The organism is Pseudomonas sp. MF6747, assembly GCF_963890955.1.
In the GTDB taxonomy this organism is placed as follows: domain Bacteria; phylum Pseudomonadota; class Gammaproteobacteria; order Pseudomonadales; family Pseudomonadaceae; genus Aquipseudomonas.
Map to the genome: position 1 here is coordinate 1 of NZ_CAWPSZ010000007.1, position 25,332 is coordinate 25,332.

22 protein-coding genes and 1 pseudogene are annotated in these 25,332 nt (G+C 57.8%); 14 read left to right on the forward strand and 9 right to left on the reverse strand.

The window, feature by feature from the left end; all coding sequences use genetic code 11:
- Positions 1 to 234: 234 nt before the first annotated feature.
- From AACW30_RS08600 to AACW30_RS08640, 9 genes are all read left to right on the forward strand, one after another.
- Positions 235 to 1,095 carry a sugar phosphate isomerase/epimerase family protein gene (locus tag AACW30_RS08600; RefSeq protein ID WP_200624761.1) on the forward strand — a complete coding sequence of 287 codons (861 nt, stop codon included), beginning with the start codon at positions 235 to 237 and terminating at the stop codon, positions 1,093 to 1,095.
- A 142-nt stretch (positions 1,096 to 1,237) separates the two neighbouring features.
- Positions 1,238 to 2,266: a Gfo/Idh/MocA family protein gene (locus AACW30_RS08605; protein WP_200624762.1), complete on the forward strand. Its 1,029-nt coding sequence runs from the start codon at positions 1,238 to 1,240 to the stop codon at positions 2,264 to 2,266.
- Between the two features lie 128 nt (positions 2,267 to 2,394).
- Positions 2,395 to 2,577: a hypothetical protein gene (locus AACW30_RS08610; RefSeq protein WP_119741679.1), complete on the forward strand. Its 183-nt coding sequence runs from the start codon at positions 2,395 to 2,397 to the stop codon at positions 2,575 to 2,577.
- A gap of 48 nt (positions 2,578 to 2,625) precedes the next feature.
- Complete coding sequence (locus AACW30_RS08615; RefSeq protein ID WP_169366499.1) at positions 2,626 to 3,561, forward strand: sugar ABC transporter substrate-binding protein; 936 nt, start codon at positions 2,626 to 2,628, stop codon at positions 3,559 to 3,561.
- 63 nt (positions 3,562 to 3,624) lie between these two features.
- Positions 3,625 to 5,178 carry a sugar ABC transporter ATP-binding protein gene (locus AACW30_RS08620; RefSeq protein ID WP_106580283.1) on the forward strand — a complete coding sequence of 518 codons (1,554 nt, stop codon included), beginning with the start codon at positions 3,625 to 3,627 and terminating at the stop codon, positions 5,176 to 5,178.
- Positions 5,179 to 5,236: 58 nt separating this feature from the next.
- Complete coding sequence (locus AACW30_RS08625) at positions 5,237 to 6,259, forward strand: ABC transporter permease (protein ID WP_026013640.1); 1,023 nt, start codon at positions 5,237 to 5,239, stop codon at positions 6,257 to 6,259.
- 422 nt (positions 6,260 to 6,681) lie between these two features.
- Positions 6,682 to 7,086, forward strand: coding sequence for a TraR/DksA family transcriptional regulator (locus AACW30_RS08630; RefSeq protein WP_010564800.1), 405 nt, complete (start codon positions 6,682 to 6,684; stop codon positions 7,084 to 7,086).
- Between the two features lie 545 nt (positions 7,087 to 7,631).
- Entirely contained in the window at positions 7,632 to 8,864 is a 1,233-nt protein-coding gene (locus AACW30_RS08635) for a methyl-accepting chemotaxis protein (protein WP_442793528.1), read from the forward strand.
- A 115-nt stretch (positions 8,865 to 8,979) separates the two neighbouring features.
- Positions 8,980 to 9,183 (forward strand): hypothetical protein, encoded by a 204-nt coding sequence (locus AACW30_RS08640; RefSeq protein WP_119741685.1) that lies wholly within the window; start codon positions 8,980 to 8,982, stop codon positions 9,181 to 9,183.
- A gap of 6 nt (positions 9,184 to 9,189) precedes the next feature.
- On the opposite strand, the gene AACW30_RS08645 is transcribed toward AACW30_RS08640, so the two are convergent.
- The 3 genes from AACW30_RS08645 to AACW30_RS08655 all read right to left on the reverse strand — a co-directional run bounded on the left by AACW30_RS08645 (position 9,190) and on the right by AACW30_RS08655 (position 10,114).
- The gene (locus tag AACW30_RS08645; RefSeq protein WP_106580278.1) at positions 9,190 to 9,426 is read right to left on the reverse strand and encodes a DUF2789 domain-containing protein; all 237 of its coding nucleotides are present in this window, start codon (positions 9,424 to 9,426) and stop codon (positions 9,190 to 9,192) included.
- A 71-nt stretch (positions 9,427 to 9,497) separates the two neighbouring features.
- The gene (locus AACW30_RS08650; RefSeq protein ID WP_119741687.1) at positions 9,498 to 9,728 is read right to left on the reverse strand and encodes a hypothetical protein; all 231 of its coding nucleotides are present in this window, start codon (positions 9,726 to 9,728) and stop codon (positions 9,498 to 9,500) included.
- 110 nt (positions 9,729 to 9,838) lie between these two features.
- The gene (locus AACW30_RS08655) at positions 9,839 to 10,114 is read right to left on the reverse strand and encodes a hypothetical protein (RefSeq protein ID WP_234452656.1); all 276 of its coding nucleotides are present in this window, start codon (positions 10,112 to 10,114) and stop codon (positions 9,839 to 9,841) included.
- A 408-nt stretch (positions 10,115 to 10,522) separates the two neighbouring features.
- Between AACW30_RS08655 and AACW30_RS08660 the strand changes: the two genes are divergently transcribed.
- The gene (locus tag AACW30_RS08660) at positions 10,523 to 10,972 is read left to right on the forward strand and encodes a hypothetical protein (protein WP_177410138.1); all 450 of its coding nucleotides are present in this window, start codon (positions 10,523 to 10,525) and stop codon (positions 10,970 to 10,972) included.
- A 133-nt stretch (positions 10,973 to 11,105) separates the two neighbouring features.
- The gene (locus tag AACW30_RS08665; RefSeq protein ID WP_119741691.1) at positions 11,106 to 12,122 is read left to right on the forward strand and encodes an ABC transporter substrate-binding protein; all 1,017 of its coding nucleotides are present in this window, start codon (positions 11,106 to 11,108) and stop codon (positions 12,120 to 12,122) included.
- A gap of 150 nt (positions 12,123 to 12,272) precedes the next feature.
- Here the strand turns inward: AACW30_RS08665 and AACW30_RS08670 are convergent, their stop codons facing one another.
- Both AACW30_RS08670 and AACW30_RS08675 read right to left on the reverse strand, forming a co-directional pair.
- Positions 12,273 to 14,399, reverse strand: coding sequence for a TonB-dependent receptor (locus AACW30_RS08670; protein ID WP_200624764.1), 2,127 nt, complete (start codon positions 14,397 to 14,399; stop codon positions 12,273 to 12,275).
- A gap of 95 nt (positions 14,400 to 14,494) precedes the next feature.
- Positions 14,495 to 14,884 carry a DUF2946 domain-containing protein gene (locus AACW30_RS08675; protein WP_119741697.1) on the reverse strand — a complete coding sequence of 130 codons (390 nt, stop codon included), beginning with the start codon at positions 14,882 to 14,884 and terminating at the stop codon, positions 14,495 to 14,497.
- Between the two features lie 92 nt (positions 14,885 to 14,976).
- Between AACW30_RS08675 and AACW30_RS08680 the strand changes: the two genes are divergently transcribed.
- Positions 14,977 to 15,414: a DUF3995 domain-containing protein gene (locus tag AACW30_RS08680; RefSeq protein WP_094953794.1), complete on the forward strand. Its 438-nt coding sequence runs from the start codon at positions 14,977 to 14,979 to the stop codon at positions 15,412 to 15,414.
- 811 nt (positions 15,415 to 16,225) lie between these two features.
- Here AACW30_RS08680 and AACW30_RS08685 read toward each other — a convergent pair.
- The 4 genes and pseudogenes from AACW30_RS08685 to AACW30_RS08695 all read right to left on the reverse strand — a co-directional run.
- Positions 16,226 to 16,522: a hypothetical protein gene (locus AACW30_RS08685; protein ID WP_234452657.1), complete on the reverse strand. Its 297-nt coding sequence runs from the start codon at positions 16,520 to 16,522 to the stop codon at positions 16,226 to 16,228.
- Between the two features lie 353 nt (positions 16,523 to 16,875).
- Positions 16,876 to 17,508, reverse strand: coding sequence for a hypothetical protein (locus AACW30_RS08690; RefSeq protein ID WP_119741702.1), 633 nt, complete (start codon positions 17,506 to 17,508; stop codon positions 16,876 to 16,878).
- Positions 17,509 to 17,511: 3 nt separating this feature from the next.
- Positions 17,512 to 17,868 (reverse strand): HNH/endonuclease VII fold putative polymorphic toxin, encoded by a 357-nt coding sequence (locus AACW30_RS31505; RefSeq protein WP_442793529.1) that lies wholly within the window; start codon positions 17,866 to 17,868, stop codon positions 17,512 to 17,514.
- A gap of 14 nt (positions 17,869 to 17,882) precedes the next feature.
- Positions 17,883 to 22,102, reverse strand: a pseudogene (locus AACW30_RS08695) (RHS repeat-associated core domain-containing protein); the annotation flags it as partial.
- 254 nt (positions 22,103 to 22,356) lie between these two features.
- On the opposite strand from AACW30_RS08695, the gene AACW30_RS08700 reads away from it, so the two are divergent.
- Both AACW30_RS08700 and AACW30_RS08705 read left to right on the forward strand, forming a co-directional pair.
- The gene (locus tag AACW30_RS08700; RefSeq protein WP_200624765.1) at positions 22,357 to 24,849 is read left to right on the forward strand and encodes a TonB-dependent siderophore receptor; all 2,493 of its coding nucleotides are present in this window, start codon (positions 22,357 to 22,359) and stop codon (positions 24,847 to 24,849) included.
- An 88-nt stretch (positions 24,850 to 24,937) separates the two neighbouring features.
- Positions 24,938 to 25,267 carry a hypothetical protein gene (locus tag AACW30_RS08705; protein WP_106577772.1) on the forward strand — a complete coding sequence of 110 codons (330 nt, stop codon included), beginning with the start codon at positions 24,938 to 24,940 and terminating at the stop codon, positions 25,265 to 25,267.
- Positions 25,268 to 25,332: the final 65 nt, after the last annotated feature.

Here is a 25,332-nt window from a genome sequence, read left to right on the forward strand (position 1 = left end):
CGGTGGCGGCGGATGCGTGCATTGAGGCGCAGCGCAGTGAGCAGATCGTGAAAGTCGGCCTGCCAGAGCGTCCACATTTTTACGGCTAAGGCCAAATCTACATTTGAAATGCATTAAATGTGGGAGCGGGCTTGCCCGCGAATGCGGTGCATCAGTAAGCGAATCAGGTGACTGACCCACCGCATTCGCGAGCAAGCCCGCTCCCACATAAAGCAAATCCGGGAGCCTCTGAACATGCGTATCGCCTTAGACCCCTACATGTACCGCCATCTGCCCCTTGGCCAGATGGTCGACAAGGCCGCGGAGCTGGGCTACCAGCACATCGAGCTGTCGCCCCGCGAAGACTTCCTGCCGTTCTACAAAGCCGCTCGCGTTGACCGTGCGCGCATCAAGGAATTTCGCAAGGCCTTGAGCGACGCCGGTGTGCACTTGTCATCCCTGCTACCGATGTACCACTGGGCCGCGGCCGACGAAGGCCTGCGCGTCGCCGCCGTGCGCAACTGGAAGCGTGCGATCCAGATCGCCGTGGAAATGGACTGCGAGCTGGTCAACACCGAGTTCACCGGCCAGTCCGACAACCCGCTGGTGTGCGAAAACCAGTTCATGCGCTCCATGGATGAGCTGATCCCGGAGTTCGAGCGCGAAGGCATCAAGCTGGATATCCAGGCGCATCCGTATGACTTCTGTGAGCGCAACAACGAATCGGTGGACATCATTCGCGGCCTCGACCGCGACTGGATCAACTACCTCTACGCCGCGCCGCACACCTTCTTTTATGACGACGGCCAAGGCGATATCGCCTCGATGCTCAAGTACGCCGGTTCTAAGCTCAGCCACTTGATCATTGCCGACACCTATAACCACCGCGCGTCGTCGAACCTGCGCTACATCGTCAACCCGCCGGGCGTTACTGCCACCGTGCATCAGCACCTGGACATCGGTCAGGGCGAGGTCAACTGGGAGGCGTTTTTCGGCACCTTGCGCGAGATCAAGTTCGACGGCATCGCTACGGTTTCGGTGTTTGCCTGGGAAGACCGGCCGGATGAGTCCAACCGGATGATGCTGGAGCGGGTGACCCGCGAGCTGTGCCAATAAGAAATCGATCATTCCAAGGTGGGAGCTGGCTCGCCTGCGATAGCGGTGTTTCAGTGATGGGTTCATTGACTGACACACTGCTTTGGCAGGCAAGCCAGCTCCCACACTTGATTGGGTTTCCAGTTCCAGAAGGAGTGTATGTATGCGAATCGGACTAGTCGGCTACGGCCATGGCGGCCGCTTCTTTCACGCGCCGTTGATTGCAACGCTGCCCGGCGCAACCTTCGTCGGCGTGGTGACGCGTTCCCCGGAGCGCCGCCAGCAACTGGCGACCGATCACCCAGGCCTCAAGGCCTACGACTCCATCGGCCAGATCGTCGAGGCCGGTGTCGACGTGTTGGTGATTTCCACTACCCTCAAAGGCCGCCCGGCCTTGGTATTGGAAGCCATCGAACACGGCGTCGCCGTGGTCAGCGACAAACCCTTCGCCAGCAATGCCGAACAGGCCCAGGCACTGATCACCGCTGCCGAACGCCAGGGCGTGTTGCTCAGCGTCTACCAGAACCGGCGCTGGGATTCGGATTTCCTGACCTTGCGCAAACTGGTCGACACCGGCGCGCTGGGCGAGATCACCCGGTTTGAATCGTGTGTGGAGCGCTACAACCCGCAATCGGTAGGCAATGCCAGCGGCGGCGGCTGGCTGCGTGACCTCGGCAGCCACCTGGTGGACCAGGCACTGCAACTGTTCGGCCCGGTGGATCGGGTGTTCGCGCAATTACACTTCAGCGCGGAATACCCGACGCTGGACCACGGTTTTTTCGTTTCCCTGACCCACGCCAACGGCGTGATTTCCCACCTGTGGGGCAGTGCGCTGCAGAACAGCCAGGCCCCGCGTTTTCGCGTCAGCGGCACCCTGGGGTGTTACACCGTGGACGGGCTTGATGGCCAGGAAGAAGCGCTGATGGCGGGCAAGACGCCGAAAACCGAAGGCGAGCACTGGGGCGCTGAAGAGCACCGACGCTGGGGCTGGTTTGAGCAAGGCGCGGAACGCGAGCGTGTGCCATCGGAGAAAGGCTGCTGGACGCAGTTCTATCGCCAGTTGCACAGTGCCGTGCAAGGGCAGGGAGCGCTGCCGGTCAACGCCTATGACGCACTGGAAACCACCCGTATATTGGACGCCGCACGCCTTAGCAGCGAGCGCCAGCAGGTGGTTTCAACAAAAATAGAATAAAATTCTAAAACAGGTTGATATGGAAATTATTTTCCAATAAAGTCTTTTCCAGGTTGCAAAAAGTACGCTTCGGGCTTGATCCAGGCGACTCAACAAAAACAAGATCAAAAACAACCAGGTACCGTCAGATGAAAATCTTCAACGCTGTACTGCGAGTTTTACGCCCTGCCCAGCAAGCGCCACGCGGTCTGCCCCGCGCCCGGCCGTTTTATTTCTCCTTCCTCAATGTGCTGTGCGTCGAAAACAAAGACGCCCTGGTGTGCTGCATTCCGGGAGCACCGATCGTGCGGCTGCCGACTTCCTCGCTCTGAAAAACGCAACGTCCACAAAACCAACAAGAAATTGGAGACAGACCGTTCATGAAGACCCCGATCCGTTTCACCGCGCTGGCCTTGTCCATGCTGCTTGCCAGCGGTTTTGCCTCGGCTGCCGATATCAAAGTAGGCGTGAGCATGTCCGCCTTCGACGATACCTTTCTGACTTACCTGCGCGAGGACATGGACAAGCAAGCCAAGTCCTACCCCAAGGGCGATGGCGTGCAGCTGCAGTTTGAAGACGCCCGCGCCGACGTGGTCAAGCAACTGAGTCAGGTCGAAAACTTCATCAGCCAGAAAGTCGACGCGATCATCGTCAACCCGGTGGATACCGCGTCGACCAAGAACATCATCAGTGCGGCGACCAAGGCGGGCATTCCGCTGGTGTTCGTCAACCGCCGGCCCGATCAGAAAGACTTGCCTAAAGATGTGGTGGCCGTGACTTCTGACGACGTCGAGGCCGGTCGCCTGCAAATGCAGTACATCGCCGACAAACTCGGTGGCAAAGGCAAGATCGTGATCCTGTTGGGCGACTTGGCCAACAACTCCACCACCAACCGCACCAAAGGCGTGAAAGAGGTCCTGGCCAAGTACCCCGGCATCACCATCGAACAGGAACAGACCGGTACCTGGCTGCGTGACCGCGGCATGACGCTGGTCAACGACTGGCTGACCCAGGGCCGCGAATTCAATGCGGTGCTGGCCAACAACGATGAGATGGCCATCGGCGCCTCCATGGCGCTGAAGTCGGCGGGCACCAAACCGGGCAGCGTGTTGATCGCTGGGGTCGACGGTACGCCGGACGGCTTGAACGCGATTACCAAGGGCGACATGGCCGCGTCAGCGTTCCAGGACGCGAAAGGGCAGGCCGTCGGCTCGGTCGAAGCGGCGCGCAAGATGGCCAGGCACGAGCCGGTCGAGCAGAACGTGATCATTCCGTTCAAGCTGATCACGCCGGACAACGTCAAAGACTTCAAGTAGCCCTTCATAACAACAATAAGCGAGCAGGTCGGCCACGGTCGTCCTGCTGATGGAGTACCCGATATGCTTGCTCAAGCGGTTGTCTCGCAGCCTCCCGGCATCCAGCCCCTGGCGCCGGAAGAACCCTACCTGCTGGAAATCCTCAACATCAGCAAAGGCTTTCCCGGCGTCGTGGCCCTGGCCGATGTGCAACTGCGCGTTCGCCCTGGCTCGGTGCTGGCGCTGATGGGCGAGAACGGTGCAGGCAAGTCGACGCTGATGAAGATTATCGCCGGCATCTACCAGCCCGACGCCGGTGAAATACGTCTGCGCGGCAAGCCGATCGTGTTTGAAACGCCACTGGCGGCGCAAAAGGCCGGGATCGCGATGATCCACCAGGAACTCAACCTGATGCCGCACATGAGCATCGCCGAAAACATCTGGATCGGCCGCGAGCAGCTCAACAGCCTGCACATGGTCAACCACCGCGAAATGCACCGTTGCACCGCCGAGTTGCTGGCGCGTTTGCGCATCAACCTGGACCCTGAAGAACACGTCGGCAACCTGAGCATCGCCGAACGGCAGATGGTCGAGATTGCCAAGGCGGTGTCCTACGACTCCGACATCCTGATCATGGATGAACCGACGTCGGCCATTACCGAAAAGGAAGTGGCCCACCTGTTTTCGATCATTGCCGACCTCAAGTCCCAGGGCAAAGGCATCGTCTATATCACGCATAAAATGAACGAAGTGTTCGCCATCGCCGATGAAGTCGCGGTGTTTCGCGACGGTCATTACATTGGCCTGCAGCGCGCCGACAGCATGAACAGCGACAGCCTGATCTCGATGATGGTCGGCCGTGAACTGAGCCAGTTGTTTCCGGTGCGTGAGACGCCCATCGGCGAGCTGCTGCTGTCGGTGCGCGACTTGCGCCTGGATGGCGTGTTCAAGGGGGTGTCATTCGACCTGCACGCCGGGGAGATCCTCGGCATCGCCGGGTTGATGGGCTCGGGCCGCACTAATGTGGCGGAGACGATTTTCGGCATTACCCCAAGCTCTGGCGGGCAGATCACCCTTGACGGCAAGCCGGTGCGCATCAGCGACCCGCACATGGCCATCGAGAAAGGCTTTGCGCTGTTGACCGAGGACCGCAAGCTCAGCGGCCTGTTCCCGTGCCTGTCGGTGCTGGAAAACATGGAAATGGCGGTGCTGCCGCATTACTCGGGCAACGGTTTTATCCAGCAAAAGGCGTTGCGCGCGTTGTGTGAAGACATGTGCAAGAAGCTGCGGGTGAAAACCCCGTCTCTGGAGCAGTGCATCGACACCTTGTCCGGCGGTAACCAGCAAAAGGCCTTGCTGGCGCGCTGGCTGATGACCAACCCGCGCCTGCTGATTCTCGATGAGCCCACCCGTGGCATCGACGTCGGCGCCAAAGCCGAGATTTATCGCTTGATCTCTTTTCTCGCCAGCGAAGGCATGGCGGTGATCATGATTTCCTCCGAGCTGCCTGAAGTGCTGGGCATGAGCGACCGGGTGATGGTGATGCACGAGGGCGACCTGATGGGCACTCTGGACCGTGCGGAGGCGACGCAGGAAAAAGTCATGCAGCTGGCTTCCGGTATGACCGTAGTCCACTGACGAACAGCAGCGCAGGCCTGCGGTTGGCCTGTGCCACAGAACAAGAAGGTGATCGGCTATGAACGCAATAACAGACAACAAGCCTGCCACGGCACCGGTCAAGCACCGCAGGCGCTTGCCCACCGAGCTGAGCATCTTCCTGGTGCTGATCGGCATCGGGTTGGTATTTGAACTGTTCGGTTGGATCGTGCGCGACCAGAGTTTTCTGATGAACTCCCAGCGTCTGGTGCTGATGATCCTGCAAGTGTCGATCATCGGCCTGCTGGCGATTGGCGTGACGCAGGTGATCATCACCACGGGCATCGACTTGTCCTCAGGCTCAGTGCTGGCGCTGTCGGCGATGATTGCCGCCAGCCTGGCGCAAACTTCGGATTTTTCCCGCGCGGTGTTTCCCAGCCTGACGGATTTGCCGGTGTGGATACCAGTGGCAATGGGCTTGGGGGTCGGGCTGCTTGCAGGGGCGATCAACGGCAGCATTATTGCCGTCACGGGGATCCCGCCATTTATCGCGACACTGGGCATGATGGTCTCGGCCCGCGGCCTGGCGCGTTACTACACCGAAGGCCAGCCGGTGAGTATGCTGTCGGATTCGTACACGGCGATCGGCCATGGCGCGATGCCGGTGATCATCTTTCTGGTGGTGGCGGTGATCTTCCATATCGCGCTGCGCTACACCAAGTACGGCAAGTACACCTACGCCATCGGCGGCAATATGCAGGCGGCGCGCACGTCGGGGATCAACGTCAAACGCCATTTGATCATCGTCTACAGCATCGCCGGGTTGCTCGCGGGCCTGGCTGGCGTCGTCGCCTCGGCACGTGCCGCGACCGGCCAGGCCGGCATGGGCATGTCCTATGAGCTGGATGCGATTGCCGCAGCGGTGATCGGCGGCACCAGCCTGGCGGGCGGGGTGGGGCGCATCACTGGCACCGTGATCGGCGCGTTGATCCTGGGCGTGATGGCCAGCGGGTTTACCTTTGTCGGCGTGGACGCGTACATCCAGGACATCATCAAGGGACTGATCATCGTGATCGCGGTGGTGATCGACCAGTACCGCAATAAGCGCAAGCTCAAACGATAAATGAATTAAGGCTTGGCGCGGAACCCAATGTGGGAGCGGGCTTGCTCGCGAATGCGGTGTATCAGTGCCAGATGTATTGACTGACACTCGGCATTCGCGAGCAAGCCCGCTCCCACATTTGAACCTTCTCCAGCCAGTTTCAACCGTCTGTCTTCTATATAGCTCCACAACACTGAATTTCTTGCTATAAACGCACTCCGATGACCATTCGCCAAGCCCGTCCTGGTGCCTTTGGGGGTTAATTGGGAAAAAATGCCTGTCTTTTCAGTTGCTGAGCCCTCAAGTCGGCCTTAGACTGCCGCCCCTCGTAAATTGAGTGCCGGGTGGCGCTTGAAATGGACGGCGCCTTTCCGAGGCCTGCAGAGGTCTGCCGGAACGCTCCCTTATTCGCCTTAATGCACGTATTTTTTATAGAGAAATCAATGACAAAGGAAAAGTTGCTGGCCATGCCGGCGGATGACTACATGAATGCCGAACAGCACGCTTTTTTCGAGCAGCTGCTGCAAGACATGAAAGTGGAACACCACGAGCGCATTGAACAGAACCGTATCGCCATCGAAAGCCTGGATACCCCGGCTGACCCGGCTGACGCGGCTTCCGTTGAAGAAGAGCGCACCTGGCTGGTCAATGCCATCGATCGCGACCAGCGCATGCTGCCGCAGCTTGAGCGTGCACTGGAACGCATCAAGGAAGACTCCTTTGGCTGGTGCGACGACAGCGGCGAGCCTATCGGCCTCAAGCGCCTGTTGATCAGCCCGACCACCAAGTACTGCATCGAAGCGCAAGAGCGCCACGAGCAGATCGACAAGCATCAGCGTCAAGCCTGATGTGCTGAAGTTGGGCGCTGCTGATGCGGCGCTCAAGAGCAATACCGGTTACGCCCCTGTCTATTGATCTGCTGCAAGCTTCCCACTAACGGCCCATGGATAATGGCCCGATAGTGGCGTTTAATGCAGAAACAATAACGACAAGCAGTGGGGTAACGACGATGGCTGGGGACGGATCTCTGATGGGCGCAGCAGTGCCCGTGCACACGCGGGTGCGCGCGCTGCCCGGCTGGCTGACGCCGCTCTTGCAGAGCACCGCCCTGGTGCTGGTTCTGCTGGGCCTGGCGTTGGCTGGCTTGCCGCTGTACCTGTGCCTGCCGCTGGCCTTGCTGGTGATATGGCTGCCCACCCTTAAAAGTCGAACGCACCGCGTGGCGCCTGCCCCAGTCGCCGATACGATGGGCGAACTGACTCGCGATCTTTCCTACACCACCAGCCATAACGCGCTGTCTGCTGCCGGCGTGGCCTATTCGGTCAAGCAATTGGCGGCCCGTTTGCAATCGCAGTTGAGCGCAGCCAGGCAAATCGTCAGCAGCGCCGAAGTCATGATCGGCACTGAGCAGGTCACCTCCCAACTCAGCCGTCAAGCCTTGGGTGCGGCCAGCCAGGCGCATCAGCACAGTACGCAGGGCCGCGAAGTGCTGGCCGAGTCAATCGCGCGCATGCGCCAGCTCAGCCAGCGTGCCGACGCCAGTCGCCAGTTGATTGAAGCCTTGAGCCTGCGCAGTGAAGAAATCCAGCGCGTTACGCTGGTGATCCAATCGATCGCCAGCCAGACCAACCTGCTCGCCTTGAACGCGGCCATTGAAGCGGCGCGAGCCGGTGAGCATGGGCGCGGATTTGCCGTGGTTGCCGATGAAGTGCGCGGCCTGGCCGGGCGTACTGCTACGGCGACCGATGAGGTTGGAGTGATGGTCGCCGATATCCAGCAACGCACGGCGCAAGTGGTGGAGCAGATTCGACAGTTGTCGGCGGACCTGCACACGGGCGTTGAACAGGTGGAACACGCCGGCGAACAACTGGAGAGCATCGCCAGCCTGGCGGCGGACGTGGAAGGGCAGGTGAATGAAATTGCGCAGGGCACCGATACCAACCGCGCGCAACTCGACAGCCTGTTCCATGCGGTGGAGCAGATGCGCAGCGATCTGACCGTGAGCGACCAGCAAACCCGCCAACTGGCCGACGCCGCCGTGCAAATGGAAGGGCAAGCCGAAACCATCAGTGAGCGCTTGGCAGAAGTCGGCCTGGATGACTATCACCAGCGCATCTACGATTTGGCCCGCGAGGGCGCACACCGCATCGCCGAGCAGTTCGAAGCCGATGTATTGCAAAACCGCATCAGCCTGCAGGACTTGTTTGACCGCAGTTACACGCCCATCCCGAATACCAGCCCGAGCAAGTACCACACGCGTTTTGACCGTTACACCGATCAGGTTTTGCCGGCGATCCAGGAAGCGCTGCTGCCGCGTCATGAGGGATTGGTGTTCGCCATTGCTTGCACGCCTCAGGGTTATGTACCGACACACAACAAGGCGTTTTCCCATCCGCTCACCGGCGACGCCCACGTCGATGCGGTGCAGAACCGCACCAAGCGCAAGTTCGAAGACCGTACCGGCATCCGCTGTGGCAGCCACCAACAAGCAGTGCTATTGCAGACCTATACCCGCGATACCGGCGAGTTGATGCACGACTTGTCGGTGCCGATCATGGTCAACGGACGGCATTGGGGCGGGTTGCGGCTGGGCTATAAACCGGAGGCGGCGAAGCCGGCGCGCTAGCGATTGTTGCTGTTTGTGCAATGGAGCTATTCCGGGGATAGCTTTTTCCAACTGGAGAAAAACCGTAGCATAGCCAACATTGTTAGGTAGCTAACTAATGTGGCGGAGAAGCTCCATGCAAAACAAAGTCGATGTCGCCGTGATGATCGGCAGTGGTGTGCCCGAAACCCTGCGCGCGCTGGGTCAGAAAGCCTGCTGGGTTGTGCTGCTCAATGGCGAGCAACGCGGCACGGCGTTCGCCAGCCGCGAAGAAGCGCAGGAGTGCAGGGCTGCCTGGGAGGCGTTATTACGCCTGGAGCAATCCGACAGCCTGCATTGAGGCTCGTTAGTGGGGTTGATGCAGGCGCTGGTTCAGTTCGTCCACGGGGATAGCCCATTCGGCGTCCTCACGCAGTTCTTCTTTCAGAAACGCCGCTTGTTGCGGCGTCCAGAAAGGCGCATCGATCAGCTTAACGTCTTCAGCCAGCGGGTGCGCATCGATGAATGCGTCGATTGCCTCCGGGGTTGAATCCAGGCCCAATTGTTCAAACAGCGTTTCGAGAGTGGGGATTGGCGCGTCCATTGTGTTCTCCATGCAAGGTGATGGTCGTTGTGCATGTGAGGCGCAGGAGGCGGCAGAGTTCTATCGGATTGTCAGGAATTGAGTGCACCTGAATCCACGGCGGATTTAAGTGCCTTGGCGGCATCTTTTGCCGCCGTTGCAGCGGCATCGACAGTTTTGAACCAACGATCTTTTTCTACCTGGTGTGTTGTGACCGTGGTCAGCGGTGGTTTGGCCCGCATGATGATCACCGCTTGAAACTCACCGTCAACTTCCCTCGCATCGCCATGGATGAAAAATTCGCCAATATCAAATTCCGTCACGTATAGCCTTCCCTTCAAGGTAACTGCACTGATAAAACCTGACCCAATAGGGGCAAACTTCAATGGACGGGCCAGTATGGCAGTTGTTGAGGGGCGGCGGCGCAGTAAACTCATCCAGATGACGAAACGATTCCCGGGTGAAAGGTCAGCGGGTTGGCTTCGAGCTTTTTGGCCAATTCGCAGGCCCGGATGTGGTTGCTGCGAAAGCCTCTGATCCTGCCGCTGGTTACTTCCAGAATATGAAAGAAATCGCGGCCCGCCGGTACAACTTGGTAAAGAACGGAATTGGAGTACCCGTCGGGGCTGTCCAGGCAGTAGTATTGACGCTCCTCTGGACATGATGAACGAGTGCGGGAAGACGTAGCATTGAGTTGACGTGTGTGCATGGCCGGCTCCTGTCGGTCGATCTTGTTTGACTTGCCCGTAGCGTTTTCAGGTGGTTTTGACCCGCGTTGCTGTTTTAGTATTGTCGTCCACAGCGTTGGCCTGGTTCCATGGCCAGGTATTTTGTGATGTGTAAGCTGTCGGAAACTGCGTTTTTTATTGGGTTATTCTCTGAAGCTGATCGGCCTGTATTCTCAGGTCCTTGAACCTGTGATTTCCTGTGGCGCCTGATGACTTGCATAAGGTTCATCGCGCATCTGTGTACTAGTCTTACAGCGCAGCAGCGGGTTCTCTTCAGTTTTTTAATGAATGTGTGATCGAGCCGTTACGGCCGTTTTTTGTGCTGTCCGCTGCGGCGGTCCGTGCTTTTTTGATGTGGGGGCGTTTCCTTGGCAGTCAGTAATCTGGATATGCACGCGTTATTCGTGCTGGGTGATTTGCGCGCAAAGTTGGTCAAGCAGTTTCAATCCCGTTTTGTTTACATCACCGAACAGACGCCGGAAGGCATCTACATTGCCGAAATCGACACCGAAGCGGCGATGGTGGTGGATGACAAGCCGCGCCTGGAGCTCAAGGTCGGCGACCATTTTCGCGCGGCGGTGCTGCCGAGCCGTGAAGGCGGCAAATTCGAATTGAAGTTCCGCGATATCAAGTTGACGGTGTATGGCCTGGGCGATTACGCCTTTGTTTCTTCAGCCGAAGGCCAGGGCATCGTATTCAAGGAAGGCCACAGCGTAATGCTGGTGTTTGCCGCTCACGAACAACTGCAGGAAAACCTCACCAAAACGCTCAAGGCCGTGACCGGCAAGGCCGCCAAGTGGCGCAAGGGTGAACTGGTGACCTTCAAGGCCAGTGAGTAGTCGATAAACCTCGCGTGTATTTCTGCTCTTCCGGAACCTCTACTACAGTTGAGTTGACTTAACTAATCAGAGGCTTCGCGCATTGGCAGCAAAGCCGTCCGCTATGGCTGCGAAAACGCGAGGTGCAAAAGGCATGAAAGGATTGAGAACCCTGTTGGCAGCGTCCCTGACGGCGTTGAGCCTGTCGGTGGCTTCATTGCCGGTATCGGCCGCCCAGGCTCCGGTGCATTTCGCCGACCTGAACTGGGAGAGTGGCAGCCTGATCACCGAGGTGCTGCGCTTTATCGTTGAGAAGGGCTATGACCTGCCCACCGATACCTTGCCCGGCACTACCATCACCCTGGAAACCGCGCTGGCGAAAAACGACATCCAGGTGATTGGCGAAGAGTGGGCCGGCCGCAGCCCGGTGTGGATCAAGGCTGAGGCCGAGGGCAAAGTGGTAGGCCTGGGCGACACGGTCAAGGGCGCCACCGAAGGCTGGTGGGTGCCGGAGTATGTGGTCAAGGGCGACCCTGCCAAGGGCCTCAAGCCTCTGGCGCCAGACCTCAAAAGCGTCACAGACCTGGCGCGTTACAAGGATGTGTTCAAAGACCCGGAATCTCCAGGCAAGGGGCGCTTCCTCAACAGCCCCATCGGCTGGACTTCGGAAGTGGTCAACAAGCAGAAGCTCAAGGCCTACGGCCTGGACGACAGCTACGTGAATTTTCGCAGTGGTTCGGGCGCCGCTCTGGATGCCGAGATTGCGTCATCGATCCGTCGTGGCAAACCGGTGTTGTTCTACTACTGGTCGCCGACGCCGCTGATGGGGCGTTACAAACTGATCCAGCTGGAAGAGCCGCCGTTTGATGCCGATGCCTGGAAGACCCTGACCGACGCGGATAACCCCAACCCGAGGCCCACTCGGTCATTAGCGTCCAAGTTGAGCATTGGCGTATCGACGCCGTTCCAGCAGGCAAACCCGCAGATTGCCGAATTTTTTACCAAGGTTCAGTTTCCCATCGAGCCGCTGAACAAGGCCTTGGCGACCATGAGCGAGAATCATACGGCGCCACGCGAAGTGGCCCAGGCGTTTCTCAAAGAGCATCCTGAAGTGTGGAAGGCGTGGTTGACGGCGGATGTGGCGCAAAAGGTTGAGGCCAGTCTGAAGTAAGCCGACATTCTTTCTATTCGATGCAGATTCAAATGTGGTCTTGTGTGGGAGCCGGGCTTGCCCGCGATGCAGGCACCTCGGTTTATCAGGTAGACCGAGGTGATGCTATCGCAGGCAAGCCAGCTCCCACATTTTTATTGTATTTCAGGCTTAGAACTTGGTTTGAACGGCCACCTCGAAGGTCCTTGGCGATCCTAGGTAATACGCCGGCGACACATGTGCAAACTCCGCATACACCTGATTCGTCAGGTTGCGCACCCGGCCGGTGACCGAGGTGTGTGAGTCCACCTTGTAGCGCAGGAACGTCCCGAACAGCGTGTAGGCCGGTACCGTCAGGGTATTGGCATTGTCCGCATACACCTGCGCGACATACCGCGCATCCACGCCGCCTTGCCAGTCTTGCGTAAAGTCATAAGTCAGCCACACGTTGCCCACGCGCTTGGGTACGTTGGTGGGCGTATTGCCCTTGCGTGAGACCACCGCACCGCTGGCGATTTTTTCGTTGAAGTCATCGTATTCGGCGTCCACCCAGGCGAAATTGCCCTCGGCAAGCAGCGTTGGCGTGATGCGCAATGAGCTGGCCAACTCAATGCCCTTGGAGGACTGCGCGCCCACTGGAATGCTGTTGTTCGGGTCCAGCGGGTCGGTGACGGCAAAATCCTTGCGTTCGATCTTGTAGGCCGCGACGGTGGCCGAGCCGCGACCGTCCAGGTAATCGAACTTGCTGCCCACTTCCCACTGTTTGCCGGTCGACACGTCGAACACTTGGGTGGTGGTCGACGGCTGCTCGGCCGCGGTGCTGTATTGCACATACACATTGGCCGATGGGATGAACTGGTAAGTCAGGCCCACGCGACCGGTCACCGGCTCCCAACTGCGCTTGAAGTGACGTGGGTTGGTGGCCGTCACCGTTCTGTGGTTGGTAACGTCCAGGTCGATAGCGTCGTAGCGCAGGCCGGTCAGCAGCGAGAGTTTGTCGGTGAGGCCCAGACGGTTTTCGGCGAACAGTGCCTTGGTGGTGACCGCATTGGTTTTGTCCTTGACGAAGCCCGGCCGGGTGCCCGGTATATCGTAGAAGTGCCCCGGGGTGTAATGGTTCGGGTCCACGCTACTGTTACCCGGCACGTTCAGTGGGTTGTTGGTGGTACTGTTGACCTTGTACTCGAAGCCGCCGGACCAGGTGGTCGACAAACCGAAGAACGTATCGTCGTGGCGCAGTTCGAACTGGTTGCCGTTCTGTTCGCCCTGATGACGCACCTGGTAGGCCGTTGAACGGTTCACCGCGCTGTTGTCGGCGTTGTATTGGTAGGTCTCCAGGTTGCGGTAGTCGCGCTGGCTGTCCAAGTGATAGAGCGTGTTCTTCAGTGTGGTGTTGTCATTGATCCGATAATCAATGATCGAACGCGCCCAGATCGTGCGCTGCTCGTAACGACCATCGGCAACGTTGTAGTTGTTGAACCGGTTGTGCCGGTCGATTTTCAACTCACCCGCCTTGGGGTTGAGCACCGGCGTGCCCCAGTACGGGCTGTCCTCATGTTCATCCTGATATTCCAGCGCCAAGGTGTGGGACAGGTTGGGCGTCAGGTCGCTGAGCAGGGAAAACGCCACACTCCAGGCATCCCGCTGGTCGCGGTCGATATAGCTGTGGTTGGTGTTGCGGCTCACGTCCAGACGCGCGTAATGCTGCACCTCGGCACCCGGTTCCGTCAGCGCATGGTTGACGCCAAAAGCCATGCCGGCGGTGTCGTAGCTGCCGTAGGTGAGCTGGCCTTCTGCCGCTTGCTCCTCGCGGGTCGCCAGCTTGGTCACATAGTTCAGCGAACCGCCCACGGAGCCGGCACCATTGATCAAGGAGGAGGGGCCGCCGACCAGTTCGACGCGGTCATAGATCCACGCATCCACCGGCCGGGCCAAGCCGGTGGCGACGTTGATGCCGTTGAACATCTGAGTGATCTGGCTGCTGGTGAATCCACGGTAGGACACAAACCCGCCAAACCCCGGCGGCGCGCTGGCGTTGACGCCAGGCAAGGTGTTGGCCGCATCGCGGAAGGTCTTGGCGCCATGGCGCTCAATGTCGTTGCGAGTCGCAATGGCCACCGACGCCGGGGTTTCCCGCACGCTTAAGCCCAGCCGCGACGCCATGCCACTGGATTGATCCAGAGCCAGGCCCGGCTCAGCGGTTTGCTCACCATCAATGGTGGTGGGGGCCAACTCAAGCGCCCAGCCACAGACAGGCAGGCAGCCGAACAGGCCCGCCAACAGGGGTAAATGTTTCATGGTTGAATCCTGAAAAACTTGGCTTGAAAACAACGCACAGCCGCGCGTATTCCCCAACGGGAACGGAGGCCGGTGCAGATCGGAAAGCGAAGGGATCAGGCGAAAGCGGGCGGCGCGCGCGGGTTGGCCGCAGGCCAGGTGAAGCGGGCAGGGATGTCAGCGGCAAGCACCACCGCCGGTGGTGGCGCATGGGGTTGTGGCAACACCGCCACATTCAGGCTGGAACTCAGTGCCGGTCCCATACCGCCGGTCGAACACAGCGGGCAACCAAACGCCTTCGACAGCGTCGGCAGGTTCTCATCCGTGGAGTTGCTCTGCTTGGGCGCCTGGGTACGCGGGTCCACCGTACAGAACTGGCCGCCGATGCCGTTGAGCTGCATTCCCAGCATCTGCCCATGCCCAATACTGCACGCGAACACATTGAACAGGACGCAGCAGTAGAGCATCCAGGCAATGAGTGAGCGGTCGGCACGGGCGATTTTCATGGGGCGGCACTTTACCATCAGCCGCCGACGAAATGCCTACAAAAAATCTCAGGGCGACTATCATCATTCGCACATTTCAGGGAGCGCCCGCCATGAGCTTTGTCATCGCGCGATGGATCGTCGGGGTTTTTACCTGCATCAGCATGGTGCACTTGTACTGGGCCGCCGGCGGCAAACTCGGCAGCCTTGCCGCCATCCCCCAACTGCCCGGCGAATTCGCCCACGGGCCGCGGCCAGCGTTCAAGCCCTCCGCACTGGGGACATTTTTGGTTGCGATGGGGTTGGTGGCGATTGCGCTGCTCGTCTGCCTGCGGGCCGGGCTGTATTTCTCGCCGGTGTCCCATGGCGCGCTGCAGTGGGGGATCAGCGCGATTGCCGTGGTGATGTTTGCCAGGGCGATTGGCGATTCGGAGTTGGTGGGGTTTTTCAAAAAGGTGGGTGGGTCGAGGTTTGCTAGGTTGGATACGTATTTTTATTCGCCGTTGTGTTTGGTGTTGGGGGTGGGGTTGTTGGTGGTGGCGTGGGGGTGAGGGTGGGGCTGTGCGATGCTGAATGTAGCTAATTCGCCTCAGTTTTTATCTTTTTTAGCTCCAAAATTAAGAGTTGATGAAGCAATAAACGTCTTCAGCGTTTATTTTTGCAGGTGTTATTTTGTTCAGCGCTGTAATGACTTCGTTTTTATATTTGATCAAAAAATGAAAGCTGGGCTGCTGCGTGTGTTTCGCTATCGTAAAACCTACACAGAATTATGGATGGATGTGTTTTTAATAATCGTGGATTTTACAGCGGTGATACAGGTTTCAAAAATTGTCATACTGGTCCAATGATTACATCTTTCGGAACGGGATTTTTGAAGCAATAAAACAACGTCTTGCGGGGCTTCCAGAACCGGATGGTCTATTTTGCTCGGCGCGGTCGGTCGATTTTTAATAATAGAGTAAACCTTTCTTGCTTCATTTTTTTGAAAAAGCCTCCGCTTTTAAGTTCGTTGGGTAAACTTTTCTTCAATAGATGCTCTTCAGCTTTTGAGTTGAATTTCACTCCGTCTATCGATCACCACCCTTGCTGAATAGGCCAATGTTTTGAAAGCCTTTCTGCATCCTCGCGCCAAGAAAACCAAACACTAATGAAGTCGTGATCAATCAAAGTCATCGTACGGAAAACTGGGTCGTTTGTCTGGTCTCTACCTTCCCATGGTTTGACTTGAGGCTCGTCTATGTAGGCCGTTTTATTTCTATCCATTGAATAAGTGTGGGGGTTGTAGCCAACGTTCAATTGTGCCTGACGTGACGGTTTTGTTTTTTCTTGCGTGAAACCGGCAGCGGCTTTTAGTTTTTTATGTTAGAAAAAGAAAAACAATCCTGTGTTTCTATTAATTGCTAATGCATTTAATCTGATTATTTTATTTAACGTTTTTGAGTTTTTAGGTTTTAAATGAGTTTTCAGTATTTGCAGGCTTTCCTTTAGCTCCTGCGGAGTGGTTATGGCTTCATCCTCATATTCATCGATTATCTTTCCAGTGGTGTTGTTTATTTTTTCTAATGCGCGAGACTCTAAAAGTTGTTGGTATTCTTCTTCTGTAAGCGACGTGCTCTCAAGTAGATGGTCTGGGCAGTCGTTTATGTCTAGCAGTCTCATTGCTTCGATCGTGAGTGGCACACAGATTGTTTTCATTTTATTGGTGTCTTATTGGCGTGGATTGCGTCATTGTAAACTGAGGGGGCAGGCAGAGATGAATGCTTACCTTTGGGTTCAATAAAGGTTGATTTTGATTTTTGCAATGAGAAATGGTATCCGTTTTATTTCTGCGGCCTACGCTTAATACCTCTCTGTGAGGAAGGTTTGTTATTTGTAAGTCTCTTACTCTGGAGCGGGTCAGCCCAGTTCTGCCACATATTTTGATCTTCGCCTTTATATTTTTTGGGCAAGCAGGCAGGGGAGATCGGGTATGTCAAGGCCGACACCAAAGAGGCAGAATCATTTTATATAGCTCAGCTGTGTATGTAAGTGTAGACGTCTCTTTGCTGAATCTCTTTGATTTCCATCCTGCTAATTACATCGTTTAGGATGGGCAAATGCTCTGAGTGAAAAATAATCTGAGCTACTCCGTGTGTTTCTGCATCATGGAATCTGAAAGCTAGTAGGGTTCGGTCTGCCAATATTAGCTTGAAATCATCTGATGTTGATAAGTGGCTCAGATCGCTAAGTTTATTCCAAACGTCGCTGGGCTCGCTATTTTTTTTCTGCATGAGTGTCACAGTATAACGATAGCTAGTGAGTGTGGCCGGGTCTATCTGATCAGGTTTTGAACTCAAGTGCTCTATTCCAGAATAAATTGAAGTGGCTTCATTTTTTTTAAATATGTCTTTGGGGCTTGACGATTTCGCAAAACGTTTTAAAGCCAGATATTCCTGGGTTTTGCTTTCGTACGGGAATCCCATGGTGTACCAAATTGAGATTGTTGGCCATTCCGATGTCAGTGCGGATGCAAGTTCGCACCATGTTTTCCAAACGCTTTCAAAGTCCTGGTTTAGCAGGGAAATTGTCGAAAATTCGTGATCGTTGGTCGCGTATACTTGACCCCATGGGTGAATGCCGACTTCTTGGATGAAAACGGTTTTCATTAGTCATTTCTTAAAGTATGTGTGAGAGTCATCGCCGATTTTTAGTGGGACTTTACGATGGTTGATAGTTGTTTCAGTATTGAAGTGGGGTGCATGATTACCTTTATTGTGCCCAAGGGAATGTTCGCGAATCTCAATTTTTCGTTCGAGTAATTTAAATTCATATACACGTCCTTGTATATAGCGATTTTGATCGGTAAGTGTCTCTCGATAAACGCGTGCCGGATGCTGGTTTTTAGGGATTCCGCCAATTTCTTTCGCCCTTCTGAATGCTCCATTTCGGGAGAGTTTACTGTCGGCCCCTGTCGGCGTTTCTGGCTCTCGCTCGTTAACCCTAGCTGTGTAGGATGGCTCCTCGATTTTATGGGTAGATTTACATCCGTTTCCACCAGGGCACCGATTTAATCCCAGCGGATCTACCCACCCTATCGGGTTGGGCACGTACTGGTAAGCATTGATCCCACCCGCCAGCTTCACCGGGTCGGGCGTCAGGTAACGACCAATATCTGGATTGTAGTAGCGATGGCGGTTGTAGTGCAGTCCGCTTTCCGGGTCGAAGTATTGGCCTTGGAAACGTAACGGGTTGCCGATTTTTTCGATGTCGAGGCGGCTGATCTGGCCGTAGGCACGGTAATGCGCGGACCAGACGATTTCGCCGTCGGGGGCGGTGAGTTCTTGCGGGGTGCCGAGGTGGTCGAGTTGGTAGTGGAAGGGCTGGGTGTCTTGAGGGCCGAAGCCTTCCAGCAGAACTAACGGGCGGAAACTGTCCGGCTCGTAAATGTAACTGCGATGACGATCCGCGTGATGTTCCGCAATCAGCTTGTCGCCTTGCCAGAAAAACTCGGTGGTTATGCCTTCGACGGTTTTGCTGATACGCCGACCAAACGGGTCATAGCGATAGCTGGCCGTTTGTCCGTTCGGTTGGGTGATGCCGATCAGCCGATGCTGGCAGTCGTAGCGATACTCGGTGACGAGTTGGTGGCCTTTACCGCGCCGTTGACGGATCAGGTTGCCGAACGCGTCATAGTCATAATGATGATCGCCCTGAATCACCAACCGATTTCCCGCCACGATGTCCGGGCCGGCGCGGTCTTGCATCAGCAGGTTGCCGGCCGGGTCGTGGCCGAAGCGCTCCTGCTGGTCTTGCGAGTGATCGGCGCGGGTGAGGCGGGCGAGGGGGTCGTAGTGGTAGTGGTGTTCGCCTTTACGGGTGTCGAGCAGGCGGGTGAGGTTGCCGGCTTTGTCGTAGTCGTAGTGGCGGCGGTAGAGCTTGTGTTCCTCTTGGGTCACTGCATGCGCGTGCAGACGGTTTTGCTCGTCGTAGTCGTAGTGGCTGAGGAGTTCGCCTTGCTGGCGTTGGCGTTCTTTTCCGGTTTTGAACAGGTGTGAAGTGAGGGTTTTGCCATTTAGCTCGACGGTGGCGAGGTGGCCGCTTTTGTCGTGGTTGAAGGTGAGGCGGTTGTTGTCCGGCAGGCGCAGGTTCTTCAGTTGGCCGCAGGCGTCGTAGCCGTAGCGCAGGGTGCCCCAGCCTTGGTGGTCGGCGGTGAGGCGGTTTTGGCTGTCGTATTCGTAGGCGAGCGCCCAGTGGCCGTCGTCGACGCTGAGGAGGTTGCCTTGGCGGTCGTAGGCGTATTCAACAACGTTGCCATCTGGGAGAGTTTTTCGTACGAGGCGGCCGGAAGGGTCTCGCTCGTAGCGGGTGATTAGCTGACTGCCATCGTCGCCGTGTTCGGTTTTCTCCAGCAGGTTGCCGTTGAGGTCGTAGACGTACGCCGTACGCTGGCCGTCAAAACCGGTTTCCTGCTTGATCAACCCGTTGGGGTGGTAGTCGAGTTGGTAGGTTTCACCGACTTCGTTTTCGATCTCGGTCAGCAGCAACCGGGTGTTGTCGTAGCGGTAGTTGACCTGGGTGCCGTCAGAATTAATGCGGCGGCTGATGAGGTGCAGGCCGTCGGCGTATTCGTAGCGGGTGACGTGGCCTAATCCGTCACGTTCAGAGGTGATTTTTCCGTACGGGTTGTAGCTGTATTCTCGCGTCGCCCCATCGGGCTGGGTCAGCTTTAACAGGCGCCCGGCTGCATCCCGCTGATACTGAGTCAGCGCGCCATGCTCATCCTCACGCGCCGTCTGCCGACCAACATCGTCATATCGATACCGCTTAACCCCGCCATTCGGCAGTTGTTCTTCAACAAGCTGCCCACGCTCATTCCAAACCAGCCGATGACAGCCGTTATCCGGATACCAAACCCCAACCAGTTGCCCGTGTTTGTTGTAGGTGTAGTCCGTAACATAGCCGTCAGGATCTGTCTGACGCGTAATGTCGCCCTGATCATTACGCTCATACTTCCAAACCGCCTCTCCCCGCCGCAACCCGTACGAACCCGTTATCGTGCTCGTAGGCAGTCGGCTCATCCTCCCCCGGAAACAGCGCCACCAAGCGTCCCGCGTCGTCGTACTGATACGCCGTCACCGCTCCCAGCGGGTCCTGCTCAACCGTCAGCCGGCCCTTGTCGTCATAGGATTTGAAGTGTTCAGCGCCATCGGGATCAACCCGCTGCACCAGCCGCGCCCGTTGGTCATGGACATACACTTCCTGGCTGCCATCAACGTTGTGAACCGTGACCCTGCCGCCGTCCTCCCACACATACCGCGTGTCCATCTGCGAAAAACTGGCCCAGTGCCGAACACATCGCGCCGCCTTACCAGCTCGTTCCCACTCCCAAAAGAAACTCGCCCCACCGGCCAGCTGCCGTTCAAGAATGACGTGCTGCTCGTCGTACCGATAAACCTCGCTTTCACCTACGGCATTGGTCGCCGAAACCAGTCGCCCAGCGTCGTCATAGGCGTAGGAAACGACGTTCTGCTCCGTCACCCAGTCGTAGGGCTCACGGCCTTTGGCGCGATGAACCTGATAGTCCACCGCCACAATGCGGCCCAGTTCGTAACGCAAAAACAAACAACGGCCGACACCGTTATCCAGCCGCTCAATCCGCCCCAAACGATCACGAGAAATGCGCAACCGGTTGTCATACGCATCGCTGATCGCTGTCAGCTGACCGTCGCGAAAGTGATAAAAACGTGATGCCTGAGCCAACACCAGCTCATCAGGCAGGGCACCCAAGTAGATCGCCGCTTCGGCCAAGCTGTTGGTAATCGCAGGCCGAGAAACGGAAGGCAACGGAAACTCAGTACTGCGATTCTCATGATCCGTCCAAACCACCGAATCACCCGCAACCACCAACCGCTGCGCCAGCGCATGACTCCAACCAAACCCCAACCCACAATCCACTTCCGCCGCACTGGTGCGGTACAACCGCGTCCACTCAAACGGCAAAATCCCGTCCAGCGCGCCATCGGTAAGGGTCAGCAATTCTTCCCCGGTGACCATCGACACCGGGCAGCCATGGGTGGCGGTTTTATCCGCAGGCGCCGCCGCATCTCCACGGGGATTCTTCGCAGCCGCAGGCACATCATCCACATGTTCTTTCTGCTTCAGCACCGCGTTCTGCCGTGCCCGCCAGCGCATCTGCATCGTGCCTTGCTTCAGCCCACCGACTACGCCGCGAACTGCCACGGCCTTGTAGCGATCCACCGCCTGCATGAACTTGGTCAGAGTCCCAAGCAGGCCGCGCACAAAGCCAACTGCGGCATCGAGAACCTGTGCGCCATACTTGACCAACCGCAAGCTCAGGTACGCCACACCCGCCGCCGGCAGCGCGATCATCAACACCGTGCCAATCACCAGATCGATAAGCAGCGACACCACAAACCCCGCCGCCGCCTCGGCAATATCGCCCGGTGGCAACGCGTCCAGCCACAGCATCGCCGTGCGCACCATCAGGTACAGCGCCGCCTCGTCACTGGCCAGCAACATGGCCTTTTCCATGACCTGCGGCGCATCGGTGGCCAACTGCGCCAACTTGGCGGCCTCGGCACCCAGTTGCTCGCCGAACTTCATGGGGTCTGCAAGAATCGCCTGGACCAGCTTGATGCTGTCCCAGACCTCCTTGATTGCCGCCCAACTGCCCGCGAGCACGCCGCTGCCAATCGCGCTGGCGGTGGATTGCTGCCAAGACGGTTTGAAGCCGTTCCATTGCTCGCGCAGCCATTGCTCCAGGTCCGCCGTCAGCCCGGCGTAGGAGGCAAACAACGCGTCTACCTGCTGCGTGGAAACGCCGCCTTGTACCCGCACTTGATAGCGCCCACCGGCCACGCAGGTGTGGGAGGCCTTGCCATGTTCATCCAGCATGACTCGCGTAGAACTGCCGTCTTCCAGGCGAATCACCTCAACCGGGATTTCGCCGATCGGCACGTCGTACACCGACTCGAACTTGCTCTCGATCTTCAGCTCGCCACCCGCTGGGCAGCGCGCAACGGTGGAAAAATCCGCATCGGAAATGCTGAAGGAACGTTGCGAATCCCCCACCCGCAATACCCGATCCATCCCCAGCAACGACGGCATGTCCGCCGCATGGCTGACCGAGTCCATCGCCCGCGCATACCAGGCGCCCATCTGCTGGCGATACTCCGCCAGGCTCTGATGGAAGCCATTGAGCTCATGTTCGATAAAGGCAATGTGGGCGGCGTGGGTCATCCGTGACGTCTCGGCAAAAGGGCAAGGCGTCGGAGCATGCCGCAGGAAAAAGCGCCTGGATGAACGGCTGGAAAAATCAGAAAGGGATGACTTTAAGCGGGTAAAAACCGCGAAGAACTACCCCGAAGGCCTACACAAAAAAGCGACCTGGCTCATTGCGTAAAACCTCAGCAAATAAAAACCACTCTCATTCTTGCCCGATTTTCCGACATGGCCGTCATGGTTAATAGAACCTCTATTACGCAGGATTTCCCATGTCGCGCCTTGCTCGTCCCTTGCATCCACTGGCCCTGTCAGTGGCGTTTGCCTTTGCCGCCGTGCCATTGCTGAGCGTCCAGTGCTCGTTCGCAGAAGAAAGCAGCAGCGCGTTGCGCGGTTTCTCGATTCCCGCCGGTGACCTCAGCCAGGCCCTCAACAGCCTGGCCGAACAGGCCGGCCTGGTATTGGCATTCGATGCAAGTTTGACTCGCGGCAAGCGCAGCAACGGTTTGAACGGGCAGTACGACACCGACGTGGCGCTGACTCAGTTGCTTGCCGGCAGCGGATTGCAGGCGCTGAAGATCTCCGCCGACCGCTACCGCCTGGAAGCCATACCGGATAACGGCGGCGCCATGGAGTTGCAGGCCACCACCATCAGCGGCGCCTACCACAGCGAAAGCCCTACCGGGTCAGTCGCCGGTTATGTGGCCACCCGCAGCCTGTCGGGCACCAAGACCGACACCGCGCTGATCGAAACCCCGCAGTCGATCTCCGTGGTCACCAAGGACCAGATGCGCGCGCAGAACGCCGAAAGCCTCAACCAGATCCTGCGCTACAGCGCCGCCGTGGTTCCGGAAACCCGTGGCGCCACGGCCTCGCGTCTCGACCAGTTGACCATCCGCGGTTTCGCCCCGGCCACTTACCTCGATGGCCTGCGCATGCCGTCGAGTCGTGACGCGTTGCCGCAAAAAGACGCCTTTGACCTGGAGCGCGTCGAAGTGCTGCGCGGCCCGGCGTCGGTGCTGTACGGGCAGGGCACGCCGAGCGGGGTGATCAACATGGTCACCAAGCGTCCGTTGGACACGCCGTTTCATGAAGTCGGCGTCGAGTACGGCACCTTCAACAAGAAGCGCACCACCTTCGACCTCAGCGGCCCGCTGGATGATCAGGGCGTGTATTCCTACCGAGTAGCGGGGTTGTTCGATGATGCCGATGGCCAGGTCGAACACACCGAAACCCGTCGCCAGTCGCTGTCCAGCGCCTTCACCTGGCGCCCGGACGAGGACACCTCGCTGACCCTGCTCGGGCATTTCCAGAAGGACCCCAAAGGCGCGTCCTACGGTTCTATTCCCGCTTGGGGCTCGGTGTTGCGCAGCCCCACCGGGCGCAAGATCGACGTGGATTTCTACGACGGCGAAAAGAACTTCGAGAAGAGCGACCGCGAGTACTACTCCGTCGGGTACGCCTTCGAGCATCACTTCAACGATGTCTGGACTGTGCGCCAGAACGCGCGTTACCTGCGCGCCGAAGGCATCTACCGCAGCATTTACAACAGCAACCTGCAGGCCGATTACCGCACGTCCAACCGCTCGACCATCGCCACCGATGTCGACATGGACGCCTACACCCTCGACAACCAGGTGCAGGCCAAATTCGACACGGGGCCGTTGCAGCACACATTGCTGATGGGCCTCGACTACCAGAACACCCGCACCGACACCAAGGCCGGTTACGGCAAGGGGCCGAACCTCGACATCTTCGACCCGGTATACGGCGCGCCTGTGGTCACGCCGGCGTTCGCCACCGACGCAACCTCTCGCAGCGAGCAAACCGGGGCGTACCTGCAAGAGCAAATGAAGTGGGACAAATGGGTGCTGTTGCTCGGTGGTCGTTATGACTGGGCCAGCACCGACAGCACCACCAAAACCATCAGCTCCGGCGCCAAGAGCAAGTCGTCCCTGGACAGCAAGGCGTTTACCGGCCGTGTCGGCGTGGTCTATCTGTTCGACAACGGCCTGGCGCCGTATGCCAGCTATGCGGAGTCGTTCAACCCGCAATCGGGCACCGGTTATGGCGGGTCGGTGTTCAAGCCGACCGAAGGCAAACAGTATGAAATCGGCATCAAGTACCAGCCACCGGGCAGCAACAGCTTTATCACCGCAGCGATTTTCGACCTGCGCCAGAGCAACGTGCCGACCCTGGACCCGGACCCGAGCCATCTGTGTGGCAACGGCCGTTGCAGCGTCCAGGACGGCGAGCAGCAGTCACGTGGCTTTGAACTGGAAGGCAAGGCCAGCCTCAACGATAACCTCGACATCACTGCGGCCTACGCCTACCTGGACAACCGCGCGAGCAAGTCCAACAGCACCGTGCAGTACGCGCCGCTCACTGATAAAGGCATAGGTCCGGCGATTCCGGTTGAGGGCACCACCACCTACGGTGTACCGCGCCACACCGCCTCGGCGTGGGCCGACTACACCTTCCACGACGGCCAGCTCAAGGGCTTCGGCGTCGGCGCGGGGGCGCGCTATGTCGGCTCGTCCTGGGGCGATACCGCCAACACCCTGAAAGTGCCGGGCTACACCTTGGTTGATGCGGCGGTGCACTACGACATCCCGAATATCGCCAACCCCATGGACAACCTGCGCCTGGCGCTGAACGCAACTAACCTGGCGAACAAGGAATACGTGGCGTCCTGTTATTCCTATTCGTGGTGCTGGTATGGCTCGCAGCGTACAGTGCAGGCGAGCGCGACCTATCAATGGTGAACGGCAGATAAGGCAATTTAATGGCCCCCTTGTAACAAAATTCTCGCCAGAATCACTTTTATTTTCAGGTGGTTAGGTGAGGAAGCAAATGCGCACTGTTGGAATCATGCTGATCGCCTGCTCGTTGGCGGGCGGCGCAGCTGCCGTGCAGGCACGGGAGCTGCGCGAGGGTGACAAGTACATGTGCAGTTGGGGCGCCGGCACTGCCGCCAGGGCCCAGGAACTCAAACTGTCGGGCGTGTCGCTGTATGCCGCACGGCAAAAAATCCAGACCATCACGTTCAGCAAGTCATGGATGCGCATGATGGCCATGGGCATCACCGAGCAGACCTACGACAGCCGTTCCCGGCTCAAGCCCGAGGCGATTCGTCAGAGCTTTTATCAGGATTGCCTGCGCTATAAGGTGGCGCGTAAATAACCCGTTAACCTGCACCGGCCAGTGCAAAATCTGCGTCAGCCTGTCCAACTTTGCCCTGGCACGCC

What these genes read in the sequence shown, in the direction of transcription:
- AACW30_RS08615 (WP_169366499.1), top strand. Translation starts at nt 2,626, where the DNA reads ATGAAGACCCCGATCCGTTTCACCGCGCTGGCCTTGTCCATGCTGCTT.
- AACW30_RS08640 (WP_119741685.1), top strand. Translation starts at nt 8,980, where the DNA reads ATGCAAAACAAAGTCGATGTCGCCGTGATGATCGGCAGTGGTGTGCCC.
- AACW30_RS08680 (WP_094953794.1), top strand. Translation starts at nt 14,977, where the DNA reads ATGAGCTTTGTCATCGCGCGATGGATCGTCGGGGTTTTTACCTGCATC.
- AACW30_RS08635 (WP_442793528.1), top strand. Translation starts at nt 7,632, where the DNA reads ATGATCGGCACTGAGCAGGTCACCTCCCAACTCAGCCGTCAAGCCTTG.
- AACW30_RS08610 (WP_119741679.1), top strand. Translation starts at nt 2,395, where the DNA reads ATGAAAATCTTCAACGCTGTACTGCGAGTTTTACGCCCTGCCCAGCAA.
- AACW30_RS08665 (WP_119741691.1), top strand. Translation starts at nt 11,106, where the DNA reads ATGAAAGGATTGAGAACCCTGTTGGCAGCGTCCCTGACGGCGTTGAGC.
- AACW30_RS08675 (WP_119741697.1), bottom strand. Translation starts at nt 14,884, where the DNA reads ATGAAAATCGCCCGTGCCGACCGCTCACTCATTGCCTGGATGCTCTAC.
- AACW30_RS08630 (WP_010564800.1), top strand. Translation starts at nt 6,682, where the DNA reads ATGACAAAGGAAAAGTTGCTGGCCATGCCGGCGGATGACTACATGAAT.
- AACW30_RS08670 (WP_200624764.1), bottom strand. Translation starts at nt 14,399, where the DNA reads ATGAAACATTTACCCCTGTTGGCGGGCCTGTTCGGCTGCCTGCCTGTC.
- AACW30_RS08620 (WP_106580283.1), top strand. Translation starts at nt 3,625, where the DNA reads ATGCTTGCTCAAGCGGTTGTCTCGCAGCCTCCCGGCATCCAGCCCCTG.
- AACW30_RS08660 (WP_177410138.1), top strand. Translation starts at nt 10,523, where the DNA reads ATGCACGCGTTATTCGTGCTGGGTGATTTGCGCGCAAAGTTGGTCAAG.
- AACW30_RS08690 (WP_119741702.1), bottom strand. Translation starts at nt 17,508, where the DNA reads ATGAAAACCGTTTTCATCCAAGAAGTCGGCATTCACCCATGGGGTCAA.
- AACW30_RS08605 (WP_200624762.1), top strand. Translation starts at nt 1,238, where the DNA reads ATGCGAATCGGACTAGTCGGCTACGGCCATGGCGGCCGCTTCTTTCAC.
- AACW30_RS08625 (WP_026013640.1), top strand. Translation starts at nt 5,237, where the DNA reads ATGAACGCAATAACAGACAACAAGCCTGCCACGGCACCGGTCAAGCAC.
- AACW30_RS08685 (WP_234452657.1), bottom strand. Translation starts at nt 16,522, where the DNA reads ATGAGACTGCTAGACATAAACGACTGCCCAGACCATCTACTTGAGAGC.
- AACW30_RS08600 (WP_200624761.1), top strand. Translation starts at nt 235, where the DNA reads ATGCGTATCGCCTTAGACCCCTACATGTACCGCCATCTGCCCCTTGGC.
- AACW30_RS08645 (WP_106580278.1), bottom strand. Translation starts at nt 9,426, where the DNA reads ATGGACGCGCCAATCCCCACTCTCGAAACGCTGTTTGAACAATTGGGC.
- AACW30_RS08700 (WP_200624765.1), top strand. Translation starts at nt 22,357, where the DNA reads ATGTCGCGCCTTGCTCGTCCCTTGCATCCACTGGCCCTGTCAGTGGCG.
- AACW30_RS08655 (WP_234452656.1), bottom strand. Translation starts at nt 10,114, where the DNA reads ATGCACACACGTCAACTCAATGCTACGTCTTCCCGCACTCGTTCATCA.
- AACW30_RS08705 (WP_106577772.1), top strand. Translation starts at nt 24,938, where the DNA reads ATGCGCACTGTTGGAATCATGCTGATCGCCTGCTCGTTGGCGGGCGGC.